The sequence below is a fragment of the Natrialba aegyptia DSM 13077 genome (genome assembly GCF_000337535.1).
Taxonomy (GTDB): domain Archaea; phylum Halobacteriota; class Halobacteria; order Halobacteriales; family Natrialbaceae; genus Natrialba; species Natrialba aegyptia.
The window spans coordinates 209,312-223,635 of sequence record NZ_AOIP01000031.1; the positions used below are offsets into that span (position 1 = coordinate 209,312).

At 65.1% G+C, this 14,324-nt stretch carries 16 protein-coding genes; 11 read left to right on the top strand and 5 right to left on the bottom strand.

Features of this window, described 5'->3' with window-relative positions:
* Window positions 1-66: 66 nt before the first annotated feature.
* Entirely contained in the window at window positions 67-723 is a 657-nt protein-coding gene (locus C480_RS12140; protein WP_006665909.1) for a hypothetical protein, read from the top strand.
* A 55-nt stretch (window positions 724-778) separates the two neighbouring features.
* Here C480_RS12140 and tenA read toward each other — a convergent pair whose 3' ends face one another.
* A complete protein-coding gene (gene tenA, locus C480_RS12145) occupies window positions 779-1,438 on the bottom strand; it encodes a thiaminase II (protein ID WP_006665910.1) in 660 nt (219 codons plus the stop codon).
* Between the two features lie 160 nt (window positions 1,439-1,598).
* On the opposite strand from tenA, the gene C480_RS12150 reads away from it, so the two are divergent.
* The 3 genes from C480_RS12150 (at window position 1,599) to C480_RS12160 (ending at window position 4,122) form a co-directional block, all read left to right on the top strand.
* Window positions 1,599-2,441 (top strand): ZIP family metal transporter, encoded by an 843-nt coding sequence (locus C480_RS12150; protein ID WP_006665911.1) that lies wholly within the window; start codon window positions 1,599-1,601, stop codon window positions 2,439-2,441.
* Between the two features lie 139 nt (window positions 2,442-2,580).
* Complete coding sequence (locus C480_RS12155) at window positions 2,581-3,246, top strand: lactate utilization protein (protein ID WP_006665912.1); 666 nt, start codon at window positions 2,581-2,583, stop codon at window positions 3,244-3,246.
* A gap of 69 nt (window positions 3,247-3,315) precedes the next feature.
* Complete coding sequence (locus tag C480_RS12160) at window positions 3,316-4,122, top strand: HpcH/HpaI aldolase family protein (protein WP_006665913.1); 807 nt, start codon at window positions 3,316-3,318, stop codon at window positions 4,120-4,122.
* Between the two features lie 168 nt (window positions 4,123-4,290).
* Here the strand turns inward: C480_RS12160 and C480_RS23645 are convergent, their stop codons facing one another.
* The 4 genes from C480_RS23645 to C480_RS12180 all read right to left on the bottom strand — a co-directional run bounded on the left by C480_RS23645 (window position 4,291) and on the right by C480_RS12180 (window position 7,645).
* Entirely contained in the window at window positions 4,291-4,527 is a 237-nt protein-coding gene (locus tag C480_RS23645) for a hypothetical protein (protein ID WP_006665914.1), read from the bottom strand.
* A gap of 402 nt (window positions 4,528-4,929) precedes the next feature.
* A complete protein-coding gene (locus C480_RS12170; protein ID WP_006665915.1) occupies window positions 4,930-6,597 on the bottom strand; it encodes a tRNA uridine(34) 5-carboxymethylaminomethyl modification radical SAM/GNAT enzyme Elp3 in 1,668 nt (555 codons plus the stop codon).
* Window positions 6,598-6,661: 64 nt separating this feature from the next.
* Complete coding sequence (locus C480_RS12175; protein WP_006665916.1) at window positions 6,662-6,895, bottom strand: hypothetical protein; 234 nt, start codon at window positions 6,893-6,895, stop codon at window positions 6,662-6,664.
* A gap of 69 nt (window positions 6,896-6,964) precedes the next feature.
* Window positions 6,965-7,645, bottom strand: a complete 681-nt coding sequence (locus tag C480_RS12180) for a helix-turn-helix domain-containing protein (protein ID WP_006665917.1) — start codon at window positions 7,643-7,645, stop codon at window positions 6,965-6,967.
* A 193-nt stretch (window positions 7,646-7,838) separates the two neighbouring features.
* On the opposite strand from C480_RS12180, the gene mbhE reads away from it, so the two are divergent.
* The 7 genes from mbhE to mnhG are packed head-to-tail and all read left to right on the top strand — an operon-like array spanning window position 7,839 to window position 14,242.
* Window positions 7,839-10,304: a hydrogen gas-evolving membrane-bound hydrogenase subunit E gene (gene mbhE / locus C480_RS12185; RefSeq protein WP_006665918.1), complete on the top strand. Its 2,466-nt coding sequence runs from the start codon at window positions 7,839-7,841 to the stop codon at window positions 10,302-10,304.
* The gene (locus tag C480_RS12190) at window positions 10,301-10,765 is read left to right on the top strand and encodes an MnhB domain-containing protein (RefSeq protein ID WP_006665919.1); all 465 of its coding nucleotides are present in this window, start codon (window positions 10,301-10,303) and stop codon (window positions 10,763-10,765) included. Before mbhE ends, C480_RS12190 begins: the two co-directional genes overlap by 4 nt.
* The gene (locus C480_RS12195; RefSeq protein WP_006665920.1) at window positions 10,762-11,115 is read left to right on the top strand and encodes a sodium:proton antiporter; all 354 of its coding nucleotides are present in this window, start codon (window positions 10,762-10,764) and stop codon (window positions 11,113-11,115) included. The genes C480_RS12190 and C480_RS12195 overlap by 4 nt, the downstream gene beginning before the upstream one ends.
* A gap of 5 nt (window positions 11,116-11,120) precedes the next feature.
* Window positions 11,121-12,887 (top strand): Na+/H+ antiporter subunit D, encoded by a 1,767-nt coding sequence (locus tag C480_RS12200; RefSeq protein ID WP_006665921.1) that lies wholly within the window; start codon window positions 11,121-11,123, stop codon window positions 12,885-12,887.
* Window positions 12,884-13,573, top strand: coding sequence for a Na+/H+ antiporter subunit E (locus tag C480_RS12205; RefSeq protein WP_006665922.1), 690 nt, complete (start codon window positions 12,884-12,886; stop codon window positions 13,571-13,573). Before C480_RS12200 ends, C480_RS12205 begins: the two co-directional genes overlap by 4 nt.
* On the top strand, window positions 13,566-13,853 hold the full coding sequence (locus C480_RS12210) for a monovalent cation/H+ antiporter complex subunit F (RefSeq protein WP_006108165.1): 288 nt from the start codon (window positions 13,566-13,568) through the stop codon (window positions 13,851-13,853). The genes C480_RS12205 and C480_RS12210 overlap by 8 nt, the downstream gene beginning before the upstream one ends.
* Complete coding sequence (gene mnhG, locus C480_RS12215) at window positions 13,850-14,242, top strand: monovalent cation/H(+) antiporter subunit G (protein ID WP_006665923.1); 393 nt, start codon at window positions 13,850-13,852, stop codon at window positions 14,240-14,242. Before C480_RS12210 ends, mnhG begins: the two co-directional genes overlap by 4 nt.
* Window positions 14,243-14,324 lie beyond the last annotated feature (82 nt).

The following is a 14,324-nucleotide window of genomic DNA, read 5'->3' on the forward strand; positions in this document are numbered from 1 at the left end:
GCGCAGGGCAACTACCGTCGCGTCCGTCGATTCCATCCCACCCGAAACCGGAGGCAGCCCGCAGCTATGAGCGCGCCGGAAGACCAGCGCACCTGGCAGGCCATCCTCGAACTCCCGCCGGTTCTCGACCGGCTCGAGGACGCCGGCGGCATCCCCGTCCTCGAACTCGTCGACGAACTCGCCGAGCGCAACGACCTCGCCGTCGAGGCCGACGGCGTCGTCTACCACGACCGCGGCATTCGCGTTCCCGGACACGACGCAACCTTCGTCCACGAACCGACCGGCTCGCGGGGCCGGCCCGCCTTCAGCGTCGAGGTGAACTCCGTCGGGCCGCGAAACACCTGGGCCGTCTTCGACAAGACGCTCTCCTGGGACGTGTATCTCCTCCAGACGCCCGAAGTCGCCGCTCTCGCCTGGCTCAGCGACGAGGAGTACCGCGTCGAGGACGCGGAACACTTCGAGACGAAACAAGACGCTGTGGCCGCCGGGAGGTTCTCCTTTGGCATCTTCCTGCACAGCGGCGAGGACTGGCAGGAACAGGTCGAGTACATTCGCCAGACGGACGCGCCGGCGTTCCTCCAGCGCGAAGACGGCTCGACGATGCACCCCGCGACCCAAACCGAGTTCTACCAGCTCGTCGACTCGACGCCCACCGAGTTCAGAACGAGCGGGAACGCGCCCTCGTATCTGGGCCTGCTCGAACTCGAGATCACGATCGATTGACACAGACGCCGACGCCTATCGTCTCGCTCGCTCTCTCAGCTCACGCGACCGCCGGTCACAGCTCCCACCCTTCCCGCGTATAGGCCATCTCCCAGAACCGGTACTCCAACTTCGCGCTCGTCAGGAACGCCTCGCACATTGCCTCGCGTTCGCCGGGATAACGCTCGCCGCAGCGATCGACGAACTCGCGACACCACGCCGTCGCCTCGCGGAACTCCTCGCCGGTGTACATCTCGATGAACGGGGTGTAGCGGTGCTCCTCGTCGGCGAGCTCGGCCATGTGCTCGGCCACGTCGAGGTAGCCCTGCATGCACGGATAGAGTGCACCTGCGATTTCCGCGAGCGAGCCCTCGTAGGCCGTCCGAACGAGGAAGTTCGTGTAGGCGACGCAGGTCGGGGCCTTCTCGACCGACTCGAGTTCGGCGCTCGAAATCCCGTAGTCCGCGGCGAACTCGCGGTGGAGGTCGAGTTCGTGCTCCAGCACGTTGTGAGCGACGCCGAGAAGGTGGGTCATCGTCGCCTCGTCGCGCGCTTTCGTCCCGGCGATCGAGAACAGGCGCGCGTAATCGAGCAGGTACCGGTAGTCCTGTTTCACCCAGTGGCGAAACGAGGCTTCCTCGAGCGTGCCGGCGGCGAGTTCGGTGACGAACGGATGGCGCTTCTGTGCGTCCCAGATGTCCGCGCCGGCGTCGAGGAGGTGGTCGCTGAATGCCATAGACGAGTTCGGTGGTTGCGCGGTATTATATGTTGGTGGTACAATCGAGTTATCCAACGCCGGACGCCCCCGTGTCATCTGCCGCTGTCCGCGGCCGAAGTCGGGCGGTACACGCCGGCGACCCGGATAGTCATTTTTGCCTCGACGGCGAACGAACGGTATGGTCTCGCTCGCGGAAGTCGTTCTCGTCGCTGCCGTTGCGGGCGGACTCACCGGCGTCGGGGCGCTCCCGCTGTTACTAACAGAGCGGGTGAGCCACCGGCTCTACGACGGCGCGCTGGGACTCGCCGCCGGGATCATGGTCGGCGCGGCCGTCTTCGCGCTCGTCCTCCCCGGTCTCGAGTTCGGAACGCCGCTCGAGGTCGTCGTCGGAATCGTCGCCGGGGGCGCGTTCCTGCTCGTCGGGAACGCCGCGCTCCCGCACCTCCATCTGCGATTTCGAGGCAGCAAGCGTCTCGAGGGGACCGCACTGCTGGCTCGCTCGCTCGACGCCGAGCCGGCGGTGAACGCGCCGGGAGCGGGCGAACGCGGTCCCGTCGAGTTCACGGGCGACGGGTTGCGCCGGGCGACGCTCGTCGGCGGGGCCGTGACGATCCACAACGTCCCCGAGGGTCTCGCGGTCGGCATCGCGTTCGCGAGCGGCGAGTCCGCCGTCGGCTTCGCCATCGCGGCCGCCATCGCCGTCCAGAACGTTCCCGACGGGTTCGCGATGGCGGTTCCCGCAGTCCGGGCGGGCGTCTCTCGCGGTCGAACGATCCTCTATACGACCCTTTCCGGCGGAATCCCGGAACCGATCGCTGCGGCCGTCGGTTTCTCGCTCGTCACGGTCGTCTCCGGGCTCTTCCCGGTCTCCGCCGGCTTCGCCGCGGGCGCGATGATCGCCGTCGTCTTCCGCGAACTCGTGCCCTCGAGCCACGGCCACGGCTACGCCGACACCGCGACGGCGGCGTTCATCCTCGGCTTCGCGCTGATGCTGATCGTGGATACAGTACTCGCGGTCTGAGAGGGGGCTGTGCACAGTCTGAGAGGGATCTGAGCGCGGTCAGAAGTGCGGAGCCGGCGCGGCCATCCCGCAGGCCGTAGTCGTATTCAGGCCGGGCGTTGATCCGGATCGACTCCCAACCGTTGTCACGTCACCGACCATGGCCTCTGACTATCACACGAAAGACGACTTCGACGACGAACTCGACATCGACGAGGAGCGGTTCGACGACCGACCGGACGAGGAGACGCTCGAAACGGTCGTCTCGAACGTCGAGGATCGAAACATTGCGGTCGACGTATTCGATGACGGGGACGCAGCCCGGGAGTTCCTCGCCGATCAAATCCCCGACGGTGCGGCGGTAATGGACGGCCACTCGACGACCCTAGAAGAGATCGGCTTCGCCGATACCCTCGAGGAAGCCGACGGCTTCGACTACGTCGGCAACGCACTCGCCGAAATCGAGGACGACGACGAGCGCTCGACCCGCCGCCGCGAGGCGACCACCGCCGACGTCTTCTTCGACGGCGTCAACGCTGTCGCGGAAAGCGGCGAACTCGTCGGCGCGAACGCGCTCGGGAACGCCGTCGGGGCCTGGCCGTTCGGGGCCGAATCGCTCGTCCTCGTCGCGGGGACGAACAAGATCGAACCGGACTGGGAGACGGCCGTCGAGCGCGTCCGCGAGTTCGCGCTCCCGCTCGAGGACGCCCGCGCACGGGAGGTCTACGACCAGGGCAGCCTCGTCGGCAAACTCGTCTCCCTCGAGTACGAGCGGGTCGACGACCGCACGCAACTCGTGTTGATCGACGACGAACTCGGGTTCTAAGCGGCCGCGGTCGAACCGCCCGTTTCCGCCACCGGTGACCTTTTCTCGCTGATCGGCCAACGCTTCGCCATGACGTTCGTCTCGAACCTCCGCAATCGCGAGCGACTCGTCGGTACCTGGGTCGCACTGAGCGATCCGGCGATCGGCGAGATCAGCGCCCACCTCGAGTTCGACGCCGTCGTCATCGACGGCGAGCACTCGACGAACTCGATCGAGACGGTCACGGAAATCGCGCGTGCGGTCGACGCGGCAGACGCCGCGGGGGCCGACGAATCCGAGACCCAAACCGATACCGGAACCATCGTCCGACTCTCGGAGAACGATTCGACGGAGATCAAGCGCGTCCTCGACGCGGGCGTCGACGGCGTGATGGCACCGATGATCGACACGCCCGAGGACGCGCGCGCACTCGTCGAGGCGACCCGCTACCCGCCCGACGGCGTCCGCGGCGTCGGCTTCGGCCGCGCCAACGAGTTCGGACTGGCGTTTCCCGAGTACGTCGACCGGGCGAACGATGAACTCGTCACGATCGCCCAGACCGAGACCGAATCCGGCCTCGAAAACGTAGAGGAAATCGTCGCCGTCGACGGCCTCGACGGGCTGTTCGTCGGCCCGGCGGATCTCTCGGCCGCGCTCGGGCGCTTCGGCGAGACCGAGAGCGACGAGTTCCTCGCGGCCGTCGATCGGATCCTCGAAGCGGGCCACGAAGTCGACAAGCCGGTCGCGACGCTGGCGTTCGAGGACGAGGAGATCGAACGGTGGGTCGATCGCGGCTTCGACTTCGTCTTGGCCGGCGTCGACATCGATTACGTGAAATCGGGCGGGCGGCGGGCGAAGGCGGCGTTCGACGATGCGATAGCGGAGCGAGACGAGTAATCCGCACGTCTCGGTCCATACTGCCGGAGAAAACCTTTGACTCATCGAACGTACTCGAACGACTCCCACGAGCGACGGTTCGCGGGACGCGATCGAGCGTTCGCCGATTTTCGTCCAGTAGTCTCGGGAGCACCGATCGTAGCGCGGGTTCCGTTCTTTTTCGCGACGTTACCCTCCGCCCGTGTCGGCGTCCGTATTCGTTGGCGCATCCCCGGTGTCGCCAGCCGAGGCAACGGCCGGGTCGACGAGCACGACTTCCGGCGGCGCGCGACAGCCGCAGGGAGCGGCAACTGCCGTCGTCGGACCGAGGATCGTCACGGTCACGACCGCCTGGCCGCAGAGCGGACAGTCGGGCAACGAGGGACCGGTCGGTTCGTCGATCGACTTCGGGTTCTCATCCCTCATCGTCGCCTCCGGCGGGCAGTCGCGATGGTGACTGTCTCCGTGAGCGATGGCGATGAGACTCGAAGCGAGCGATACGTCGGTCGTGCGGGATGTTTATGTCCCGGTAGAATGAATCCGAACATGGCTGCAAACCCTCCACGGGGTTTGGAAGCCACGTCTCGGGTGTGTCCGCACCCGGGGCATTTTGCGTCTGCCCGTTGTGGCTTCCGTTCTAATCGTTGATGTGTGGTGTCTTATATCTACTGTTACTTGACGCGAACGGAGGGGTGAGTACCGGCGTTCTTGCGGGATGCTGCTGCGACGTGCCGTGTCCTCACTGGTGCGAAACGAAGCAGTAACCGGACGGTCTCGGACACCGGTACCAAACCGATGAGTCAGTCAAAATAGCGTTCGCAGCGGCCGTTATAGGCGCTTGCTTACGTACGGGCCGTCCTGGTGATAACCCAGCTTGTTCCGGTAGTACTCCCGCGCGCCGATACCCGAGATGACGCTGACCTTGTCGTAGCCCGCGTCGGCCGCGAGTTCTTCCGCGCGGTTCATCAGGCGGCGACCGTAGCCCTGGTGTTGGTGCTGGTCCGACTCGCCTGCCTCACCCATCGTAACTTCGGAGCCGTAGACGTGGAGTTCGCGAATGAGGGCAGTGTTTTCGAGTTCCGGCCGAACGGGGTCGTTCGGGAACCGGAGCCGACAGAAGCCGATCAGCAGATCCTGGTCGAAGTCCTCGAAGGAGATGAAGTGCTCCGTGCCGCCGCAGGCGTCGTAGGTCATCACGTCGAGGTCGACCTCGTTCGGCTCGGCGTCGTTCATGCCGACCTCCCGACAGCGGATGCACTCGCAGTTCCAGTCGTGGTCGTCCATTCGCTTTCGGGCTAACTGGCGGAGGTTCGACTTCCAGACGCCCGCGTCGATGTAGTCCGCCGGGATATCCCGCTGGACGCGCTGGAGCCGCGTGTAGCGCGGGATCATGTCCTTGATCTCGGCGACCAGTTCGGCGGCCTCGTCGTTGTCGAGCGGCTCGTACTCGCCCTCGTGCCACCAGTCGTAGGTCGCCGTGCCGCGGACGATCAGCGTCGGGTAGATCTTCAGGTAGTCGGGTTTCCATTGGTCCTGCTCGAAGAGCCGGCGGAAGTCCTCCAGACACATCTCCTTGCTCATGCCCGGCTGGCCGGGCATCATGTGGAAGCCGACCTTGAACGCCGAATCGCGCAGGCGCTGGTTGGCCTCGATCGAGGCCTGCACGCCGTGGCCGCGGTGCATCTCGCGGTTGATCCGCTCGTAGGTCGTCTGCACCCCGACCTCGACTTTCGTGCCGCCCAGATCGAGCATCCGGTCGATCTGCTCGGGATCGCACCAGTCGGGCTTGGTCTCGAACGTCGTCCCGATGTTCCGAACGTCTCCCGTCTCGTTCTCGGCGATCACGTCTTCTAAATACTTGAACTCGTACTCGGCGGGGTCCTCGGCGAAGCTTTCGCCCTCCGCGGGTTCGGGCTCCTTGTCGACGTCGTAGTCGTTCATCGCTTCCAGGGCGCGCTTGACGAACCACTCCTGGTAATCGTGGCTCCGGGCGGTCATCGTCCCGCCCATCAGGATGAGTTCGACCTTGTCGATCGGGTGGCCGATTTCGCGGAGCTGTTCGAGGCGCAGCGTCACCTGGCCGTAGGGATCGTAGTCGTTCTGCACGCCGCGGGCGGCGGCGGGTTCGTTGCCGGTGTAGCTCTGGGACGAAGAGAACTCCGAGTCGGGGCCGCCGGGGCAGTAGAGACACTTCCCGTGCGGGCAGCGCTCGGGAGAGGTCATGATCGCGACCGGCGAGACGCCAGAGGCGGTGCGGACGGGTTTGCGCTGAAGCACCGTTTCGAGGTCCTCGCGGTGCTCTTTTGGCGCGTAATCGAGGAGTTCCGAGTTCTTCGGAACCTTCGGTGCGGAGTGCTCCGAACAGGCCTCGAGTTTGGCCTTCTCGACTTCGTCGCGTTCGACGTCGCCTGCGAGAATCCGCTCGACGAGCGTCTCGCAGACTCGCTCGAACGCCTCGGTTTCGGTCGGCTCGCGGTCGGGCGTCTCGGTACTCACTATCCACCGTTCATCGGGCGGCGCGAATAAGCGTGTCGGACTCGCTACCGCTCGCTCGCGGCCGTCACTCTGCGTTCGGCTGTGGCGGAAATTCCTCGTCTTCGTCGTCGAGTTCGACGAACGATGTCGCGCCGCACTGACAGCCGGTCCGCTGCCCGATCAGAAGAATCTTGCCGTCGGGCCATTTTTCGGCCGCGTAGGCCGTTCCGCATTCCGAACAGACGGCAGCAACCTTCTGTGTTCCTGATTCGTGGTCCTCGGCATCACCCGACGAGTTCGGTGACGACTCCTTCGACATAGCAGTACTATCGGTTAGAACGTGGAAACGAATACCGCTGTGAGTTCGAGGCTGCTTATAACGGGGCGCTCAGTCTGCGTCGTCGATTTCGCGTTTTGCTTGCTCCGAGGAGACGACCAGCGTGTTTTCCGTCAAGTTCTTGGTTGCTCGGCGAAGGCGTTCCGAAACCGCGTTCGTGGAGATGTCGAGTTCGACTGCGAGATCGCCGATCTGGGCGTCGCGGGGCACGTCGAAGTACCCCATTTCGAGCGCCGTAACGAGAACTGCGCGTTGGGCGCTCGTCAGGTCGTACTCGCGTTCTTTCGGTGCGGACCCGTCGTAGATCCGTTGCAGTTCGAACGCGTACTCCTTGCGCTGAAAGTACTGGTGGAACTCCTCGAGAGACGCCTGATCCACGAACTTGAGTTTGAAAAACCAGTGGCCATCCACCGCGGTCGCCTCCTGAACGATGCCGTGTTGATCGACGATCTCGTCGACCCGCTCTTGGACCGCCTCGTCCCAGTGAACGTTGAAATAGCCGATGCCGTCCTCGCTGTCGAGGAACTCGTACCCGACGATGCTCTGGTCAGCTGCCAGTGCCGTCGTGATGGGGTCGATTTCGGCGTTCGTGAACCACAGAAACGGCATGACCCACTCTCGGCTGTGCGTCGCGAGCCGTTCGACCTCGATCGTCACGTCGGGAACCCGGTCGAACGTTTCCCCGAGCGCGAACGCACCCGCTGGGATCGTGAACTCGGCGATGACACTCATGGGAGAGCAAGCGGACGATGCGGGATAAGCCGCGTGGTTGAGATGGCAATAGCTCCCTCGGGTGCGGGATGCTCCGATTGGTGTGGGTCAATCCGGATCGAATCGTTCGCGAGCGCGCCCCTGACGTCGGTCGAAAACCGCGAATTCCGGGTGAATCGTTAAGTTGGCGCTGCTGGTAGTCAAAACAGACTGAATGCCCCCGGAGCTGTCGGTCGTGCTCGCCGTAGTCACAGCGCCGTTTGCAGTTGCGGGTGTGACGCCGCTGCTGATCCGATCGCTCGGCGAGAAGACGGGCTATGCCGGGGCGGCGGTCGCCGCGTTCTGTTTCGCCCTCCTCGGAACGCAGTACGGCTCCGAGGGAACCGTCGAACTGGCCTGGATTCCGTCGCTCGAGGTCGCGCTCCGGTTTTACGTCGACGGCTGGGCGTTGTTGTTCGCACTCCTCGCGAGCGGCATCGGCGCGCTCGTATTCTTGTACTCGCCGGCGTACATGCACGGCGAGTCCGGACTCGCCAGATACTACGCTGCACTGCTCGCGTTCATGGGCTCGATCATCGGAATCGCACTCGCCGCCGACCTCATCGCAATCTTCCTCTTCTGGGAACTCACCAGCCTCTGTTCGTTCGTGCTGATCGGCTTTCACACCGACGACGCGTCCTCGCAGTACGCCGCCCGAATGGCGATGCTCGTGACGGTCGGCGGCGGGCTGTTCGTGCTCGTCGGCTTTCTCCTGCTCGCGTTCGTCGCGGGTGACATCGTCGGTCCCGGAACGTCCGCCTTCGACCTCGCCGCGATGCTCGACCGACCCGACGAGATGCAGACCGCGCTGCGGGAGGCGGGCCTGTTCGTTCCGGTGCTGGGGCTACTCGCAGTCGGCGCGGCAACCAAATCCGCACAGGTGCCGCTTCACTTCTGGCTCCCCAACGCGATGGCCGCGCCCACGCCCGTTTCGGCCTTTCTCCACTCCGCGACGATGGTCAAAGTCGGCGTCTACTTCGTCGGCCGCGTTCGCCCGCTGTTTGCGAGCCTCGAGTGGGTGGTGCTGTTCGCAACGCTCGGCTTAGCGACGATGACGATCTGCGCCCTTCTCGCCGTCGCCGCGACGGACATCAAAGAACTGCTCGCCTACTCGACGGCGAGTCACCTCGGGCTCATGATCGCCGGCTTCGGATTCACCTCGATCCTCGGCGCGGAAACCGGCGTCTTCCACCTGTTCAACCACGCGCTCTTCAAGGCCGCCCTGTTCCTGATCGCCGGTATCATCGCTCACGAGACGGGGACGCGGCGTCTCGATGAACTCGGCGGACTCCGACACGACCTCCCCGTGACGGCATTTCTCACCGCTATCGTCGCCCTCAGTATGGGCGGTATCCCGCCGTTCAGCGGCTTCTACTCGAAGGAACTCCTCTTCGAGGCGACCGTCGAAGCGAGCCACCACCACGACCTCGGCCCGCTCGACTGGCTCTACCCGGCCGTCGCCGTCTTCGGAAGCATCTTCACCGTCCTGTACTCGCTTCGATTCCTCGCGCTCTTCTTCGGCCGCCAACCCGACTCGCTCGACCACGTTCATCGGCCGCCGGTTATACTGCTCGTCTCCCCCGCCGTCCTGGCCGCACTGACGGCCGTCGTCAGCATCGATCCCGAACTCGCGGTTCGGGCGATCGTGCAGGCCGGCGTCGACGCGACCGCCGTCGATCCCGGGGCCCACGAGATGCACGTCGGGCTCCCGACGTCATATTCGCCGGCCGTCGGGATGAGCGCCGTCGCGATCGGTAGCGGCGTCCTCGCGTACCCGTTCTACGACTCCATTCACCGCAGCATCCGATCGATCCCCCGAGCGGTCCCGCCGATCGGCGCGAACTGGTGGTACGACGCGATCACCGAGCGTCTCACCGACGACGGCGCGTGGCTCGCATCACGCGTTCACAACGGCCTGCTCCGGACGTACGCGACCTGGACGCTCACCGCCACCTGCGTTCTCGCACTTGCCGGCTTCGTCGCGACCGATGCCGCCGTCCCTCCCGTCGGGTTCGACCCCGCTTCCCTCACCGGTCTCGACGTTCCGATTGCGGCCGCACTCGTCCTCTCCCTCGCAGTCGTCGCGGGCCTCGCGGTCGTCACCGCCGACTCGCACGTCGCCGGCATCCTCACGCTCTCGATCCTCGGATTCATGATCGCCATCTTCTACATCCTCGCCAGCGCGCCCGACCTCGCACTGACCCAACTCGTCGTCGAAACGCTCGTGCTGGTGATCTTCCTGCTCGTCGTCGAAGAGATCCCGGAGTACTACGAAGTCAGTCTCGGCAGGGTCGCTCGGGACGCCGCCCTCTCCGTCCTGGTCGGCGCAACCGCGTTCATCACCGTCCTCCTCACGACCGACGCCCGACCCGCCGGCGAGAGCGCGATCGCGCGCTACTACACCGAACACGCCGTTCCCGAGGGCGGCGGACAGAACATCGTCAACGTGATCCTGGTCGACTTTCGCAGCTTCGACACGCTCGGTGAACTCGTCGTGATCGCCGTCGCCGCGATTTCGATCCTCACGCTCATCGTCATGCGCTCACGCGGTGACGAGAGTTCAGTCGCAATCGAGGATGCGGAGGGCGGGAGTGCGAACGAATCGCACGAAAGCCACGAGACCCGAGGTGAATCCGAATGACGACCGTCATCATGCGAACGACAGCTCGCATCGTCGTCCCAATCGTTCTGATCGTCGCCATCTCGCTGCTTATCGAGGGGCACAACCTCCCCGGTGGCGGCTTCATCGCCGGCGTCCTCACGTCGACCGCGTTCGTGATCGTCTACATCGCGTTCGGCCTCGATTTCTTGGAACGGGGCGTCCTCGGCCGCGATGTCGATCCCGGAAAGACACCCTCGCGCGATCGCGTCGTCGTCGCCTACCGCCGGCTGTTTACGGTCGGCCTCGCGATCGCCGTCGTCAGCGGGCTAGTCCCGCTTGCGCTCGATCACCCCTTCCTGTCGCAGTCGTACATCGTTCTCGAGGGCGTGCCGCTCTACCATCACCTCGAAATCGCGAGCGCGCTGGCGTTCGATCTGGGGGTCTACTGCGTCGTCGTCGGCGGCCTGCTGACGATTATTTCGGTGGTGGGTGCCGAATGAGTGCGTTCGTCCTCGCGCTCGTCGTCGGCGCACTGTTTGCACTCGGGACGTTCCTCCTCCTTCGACGCGACCTGATCCGCGTCGTCTGGGGACTCGCCATCGTCAGCCAGGCGGCAAACGTCTACCTGCTGGCGATGGGTGGGATCGAACTCGGCGGCTTCGAGACCGTCCCGATCCTCGCCGGCCACGGCGAGGGCGTCCCCGAGACGACCGATCCGGTCGTGCAAGCACTCGTCCTCACGGCCATCGTCATCGGCTTTGGCATGACCGCCTTCGCGCTCGTGCTCTCCTACCGCGTCTACGAGGAACACGACACGCTCGACGCCTCCGAACTGGGTGATCGCGAGTGAACGGGATGGCGCTACAGACGCTGTCTCCCGGCGCGGAATCGACGCTGGTGATCGCTCCCATGCTGATCGTCCTCGTCGCAGCCGTCGGCACGTTGCTCCTCGGAACTCGCCCCCGCGCCCGAGCGGGCGTCAGCCTCGCGGGCGGCGCGGCCTACCTCGTCGCCGTCGCAGCGATCGACTGGTACGTCGTTCTCGCGCCCGACGCACCGGGCGCTGCAACCTATCAGGTCGGCGGGCTTCCGGCCCCCTTCGGAATCACGCTCGTCGCCGACGGACTCTCGGCGTTTATGCTGACGATGGTCGGCGTGATCGGCGTCGCCTCGCTCGTCTTCTCGATCCGAGTCCTCCCTGAACTCGACCGGCGCAGCTACTACTTTCCGCTGTTTCACTTCCTGGCGCTCGGCGTCACCGGCGCGTTCCTTACGGGCGATCTGTTCAACCTGTTCGTCTGGTTCGAGGTGATGTTGATGGTGAGTTACATTTTCGTCGCCTACTACGGCGGCCCCCAGCACACCCGCGCCGCGTTCTGGTACGTCGCGCTCAACCTGCTCGCCAGCGCCGTCTTCCTGCTCGGCGTCGGCGGCATCTACGCGACGACGGGGACGCTCAACATGGCCGATCTCGCGCGTCGACTCGCCGCGCCCGCGGCGTACGGAATCGATCCTGGCCCGGTCGTCGGCCTCCTCGGCCTCCTCCTGTCGGTGTTCGCGATCAAAGCGGGGCTCGTCCCCTTCCAGTTCTGGATCCCGACCGCCTATCGGGCCGCTCCGCCTCCGATCACCGCACTACTCGCGGGCGCGACCAAGAAGGTCGGCATCTATGCTATCATTCGGCTCTCGTTCACCGTCTTCGCGGACGCCCAGATCGGTGTCGACCTCGCCATTCCGGCCGTCGGCACGATACTCGCGGGCGACTCGCCGCTCGCGTTCATCGGTGCCGTCCTGTTCGTCATGGGCACCGCAAGCATCCTCGTCGGCGGACTCGGTGCCGTCGGCCGAGACTCCCTCGAGGGCGTCCTCGCGTACTCGAGCATCGGCCAGGTCGGCTTCATCGCGGTTCCGGTCGCGATCGCCGCAACGACGACAGTTCCAGACGTTCGCCACATTGCGATCGTCGCCGCACTGGTGTACGCCCTCAATCACGCCCTGGCGAAGGGCATGCTCTTTCTCGCGGTCGGGGCGGTCCGAACGGCGACCGGAACGAGCCGTCTCGCCGACCTCGGCGGCCTGGCAAGCCGTTCGCCACCCCTCGCCGGGGCGTTTTTCATCGGCTCGCTCGCGCTCGTCGGCATCCCCCCGCTATCGGGCTTTTTCGGTAAATTCCTCGTCTTCGACGCCGCCGCCCAGGCGGGATCGATGTCGGTGCTCGTGCTCCTCCTCGCCGGCTCGCTGTTGACGATCGCGTACGTAACGCGGGCCTGGAACCGAAGCTTCTGGGGACAACGAACACCCGCGGTCGACGACGCGGTTACCGACCCGGTTCAGGTGGCCGTTCTCCTCGCGCTCGCCGTGACGATCGTCGCCGTCGGCATCGGATTCGAGCCGATCTACCGATTCGCGGACGCCGCCGCGACGGCCGCCCTCGATACCGACGGCTATATCGACGCCGTCGATCCGAACCAGACGGTCTCCGGCGCGGACGGCGGCAATGTGGACGCGGGTGCAGGCGCAGGCGAAGGTGGAGGCGGAGGCGAAACTGGAATGGGTACTGAACCTGAAACGGAACCCGGAACTGGAACGATCAACACCAGTAATGGAGGTGACACCCCATGACCGTCCGCACCTGGCCCGTCGCCGGCATCGTCTTCGCCGTGCTCTGGATCTTCGTCCGCGGCATCGAACTCGCACCCGCAGCGCTCGTCGGACAGTTCCTCGCCGGCATCGTCGTCGGCCTCCCGATCGCGTTCCTCTTCCGGCGTCTGTACGGAAAGTACACCGATCTCGGTCGGCTGGGCCACGCCTCACCGTACGCCGGCCGCTACCTCGCGGCCTTCTCGTGGGAACTCGTCCGTGCAAACCTCGATGTCGCCTACCGAGTTCTCTCTCCCCGGGTGAAGATCGAACCCGAAGTAATCCTGGTCCCGCTTCGCGTCCAGACCGTCGCCGGAATCACGCTCATCGCCAACAGTATCACCCTCACGCCAGGCACCGTCGCCCTGGATCACGACCCGGACGAAAACGCGCTGTACGTCCACGCGATCGACGGTCGCGATCCCGAATCGATCGCCGCCCCCATCAGAACCTGGGAAACCTATGCACTGGAGATGTTCGACGAGGAACTGTCTCCGTCCGATCCGCCACCCGCAATCATCACCGGACGCGAGGACGACGACACGAACGCTGCACGCGAACGAACCCACCACGACCGAGGCGAAGACGACCATCACAACGGAATGCCCAACGGAGAGCCGAACTCCGACGACCAGCACAGCCAGACGGAGGCCGACGAGGATGAGTGACGATCCAGCCGTCCTCGAATGGACCGTTCGTACAGCACTGATCCTCGTCAGCGGACTCTGTCTGCTCTGTGGCTATCGCGTCGTTCAGGGACCGACGACGCCCGACCGCGTCGTCGCACTGGACGCTATCGCCACGAACGTCGTCGCAATTGCCGTCCTGTTCGCACTTCAAACCGGCCGCGGGCTCTTCATTACGGTGAGTCTCGTCCTCGCCATCATCGGCTTTATCGCCACGGTCGCCGTCGCCAAATTCGTCACGGAGGGCGAGATCATCGAATGATCCGATCCGCACTCATCATCGCCCTGATCGTCGTCGGCGTCTTCTTCCTCACCGTCGGCACGATCGGACTGCTCCGCCTCCCGAACGTCTACAACCGCATGCACGCAACGAGCAAGCCCACGACGCTCGGCACCGCCGCAATCTTCCTCGCCGGCTTCGTCTCCTTCGGCCCCGGAAACGAAGGCCTCACCTCGCTCATCGGCATCGCATTCCTCTTCCTGACCGTCCCGACCGGCGCACACATGATCGCCCGCTCCGCACACCGCAGCGGCGTTCCCTTCGAGGACAGCGTCGTCTGGCCCGACGAGTCGACGAGTGAAGACGACGGTGAACAGAGAGGTGAACTCGAGCAGTCCGAAACCGCCGACGACTCGAGTTCAGATGCGTAACGCTGTGCCGTTCTGTTGCGTGCGGGTCCGCTCGCCGTCGGTCCGATTCGTCGCCGAACGGCACCGCGACGCCGTCGCTATC